Raw genomic sequence first — 2518 nt, 5'->3', positions numbered from 1 at the left:
CACCCCGCCGGTGGCTTTGGCGGGATTTGCCGCAGCTGGTTTGGCGGGCGATGATCCGATGAAAACCAGCGTGCAGGCGATGCGCCTGGCGATTGCTGGTTATTTCATTCCCTTCATGTTCGTCTACAACCCGGGCTTGCTGCTGCAAGATGTCACCTGGGCCAGCGGCGCGTTGGTCGTCGGCACTGCCATCGTTGGTGTGTGCATGCTCTCTGCTGCGGTCGAAGGCTACGCGCGCACGCGTTTGCCGCTGGTAGTGCGCGTGTTAGTCGGCATCGGTGGTTTGGCGCTGTTGTTGCCAGGGTTGCTTTCCGACGCAGTGGGCGTGGGCATTCTCGTGATTGGTCTGGCGCAGCAATTGCTGGCAAAACGAAGCGAATCCGCCAACGAAACCACGGAGAAATCCGCACGCTGAACTGCAAACTGATGCATCCGCCATCGTCCCATCTCGAACCTTGTTGACACATCAACTACACTGGGTGACATGAAGAAATTCGGATTCCTCAGCTTCGGCCATTACAAGTTCCCCGGCCAGCGTGGGCCTAATGCTCAGCAGACCCTCAAGCAGGGGCTGGAGCTTGCCGTGGAGGCAGACAAGATTGGCGTGAATGGCGCGTATTTCCGCGTGCACCATTTTGCCCCACAGGGGGCGGCGCCGATGCCGTTGCTTTCTGCGATTGCCGCGCGCACAAAGCACATTGAGGTCGGTACCGGCGTGATCGATATGCGCTACGAAAACCCGTTGTACTTGGCAGAAGAGGCCGCCGCACTGGATTTGCTTGCCGACGGCCGGGTCGCGTTGGGGGTTTCACGGGGATCACCGGAGCCTGCGCACCGTGGTTGGGAGGCTTTCGGCTATACCGGTTCCGACGATCCGCGCGGGGCAGATCTTGCCCGGGAGAAGTTCGCGAAGTTTATGCAGGGCGTGCGTGGTGAGGCCGTCGTCAAGTCTGCACAGGATCCGTATCCACCGATTTACCAGCCAGGTACTCCGCTACCAGTGATGCCGCATTCGCCTGGTTTGCAGCGCAATATCTGGTGGGGTGCTGGAACGAAGAAAACTGCCGAGTGGGCCGCTGAGCAGGGCGTGAACCTGATGAGTTCCACGTTGTTGACGGAGGTCACTGGTGAGGCTTTTGGGGATTTGCAGGCGGCGCAGTTGCAGGCTTTTCACGAGGCGTGGCGGCAGGCTGGGCATGATTGGACGCCGCGGACGTCGGTGAGTCGTAGCGTGTTCCCGATTGTCAGCGACCGGGATCGTGCGTTATTTGGCATGAGTGGCGGGAATGATCAAATCGGCATTATTGATGGTTATGAGTCCACATTTGGCCGCACTTATGCCGGCGAGCCGGAGCAATTGATCGAGCAGCTCAAAGACGACGCCGCCGTGATGGAGGCGGATACTTTGATGCTGACGATCCCGAACCAGCTGGGTGTGGATCTGAACCTGCGGCTTCTGCAGAATTTCGCCGAGCATGTGGCCCCTGCTTTGGGCTGGGAGCCGGCGAACCGTTAGTTCTGTGCTTCTTTTATAGGGCGACGACCAGGCAGTCAGCCCAACACTATGCCGAGGTAACCGGTAAACCCCTAGACAACCAGCAGGGCGTATACCAGCAATCTTTACCTCTAAGAATCCCATTCCATCGTTGATGCTGGCGCCCATTCCGGAGCATTCACCCTGCGGTAGTGAAACGGTATGGTGCGAGCCTCCCACGCCCACCAAGAAACCTTAAGCTCAAACACGAAGACGATTCCTGCGTGTCACACGTCGGCGGTTGACTAAACCGCCGCCTCTTGCAGCGAGCGCTACGTACCCCTCTATCAGTACCCCCGCTCTGCGCACAAAATTACCCACACAACCGGATCCGAGAGTTTATGAACTTTCGACCCCTCTCGACAAACAGCCAGACAAACGAGATAAAATGGGCTAGTCACAGCTAGAGCATCGTCAGGCCTATTTAGCAGTGCAGTTAACACAAGCAATAGAAGTCCTTTTGCCAGCAGGCGACAGAAAAAGCGAATTTTACCGTAACTTGTTAGTACCTCACGGGAACTTTTGTCTTGTCGAAGCCAGTTGGCAGAGACAAAGACATCATCCCCCTGGGGACCCAAATCCAATACCTAGTTGCTTGAAGGAGCACAACCATGGAAAAGAAGACCGTCTTTGCATCACTCCAATGACCGACGCGGAACTCGATGATGTTCTCGGCGCCCGCAAGGAAGGTTGGGGCGTCACCTTAACCAAGGACTGCCACACCAATACCAAAACTCGTTGGCTCGGCTGCTGCTAAAACATACCCCCTTACGGAAGCTGTATACACCAAACGGTGTATACAGCGGATCCTGCAGTTGACTAAACTCTTCAAATTTTTTTAAAAGAGAGCTCCGACCATGTCTTCAGAACAAATTCAGGATCTCCGTGCAGAACTTCTTGTGTACCGAAAGCAACTAGCTATCGCTACTGCTTCATTCCGAAAAGAACTTGCACAGCAGATTATAACTACCGGTGCGCTCAACG

General features: G+C 55.9%; 2 protein-coding genes and 1 pseudogene. All 3 read left to right on the top strand.

Going from position 1 to position 2518, the window contains the following annotated elements:
* Window positions 1-415 (top strand): annotated as a pseudogene (locus BKN05_RS12230) (C4-dicarboxylate ABC transporter permease); the annotation flags it as partial.
* Between the two features lie 69 nt (window positions 416-484).
* Window positions 485-1516 (top strand): LLM class flavin-dependent oxidoreductase, encoded by a 1032-nt coding sequence (locus BKN05_RS12225; RefSeq protein WP_049149982.1) that lies wholly within the window; start codon window positions 485-487, stop codon window positions 1514-1516.
* 661 nt (window positions 1517-2177) lie between these two features.
* Window positions 2178-2291: a lacticin 481 family lantibiotic gene (locus BKN05_RS12220; protein WP_018120609.1), complete on the top strand. Its 114-nt coding sequence runs from the start codon at window positions 2178-2180 to the stop codon at window positions 2289-2291.
* Window positions 2292-2518: the final 227 nt, after the last annotated feature.

Origin of the sequence: Corynebacterium sp. S5S1, assembly GCF_001913985.1 — a bacterium.
Taxonomy (GTDB): Bacteria; Actinomycetota; Actinomycetes; order Mycobacteriales; family Mycobacteriaceae; genus Corynebacterium; species Corynebacterium marquesiae.
The sequence above is the reverse complement of the archived record's forward strand: the minus strand, read 5'-3'. Positions and strand labels throughout refer to the sequence as shown.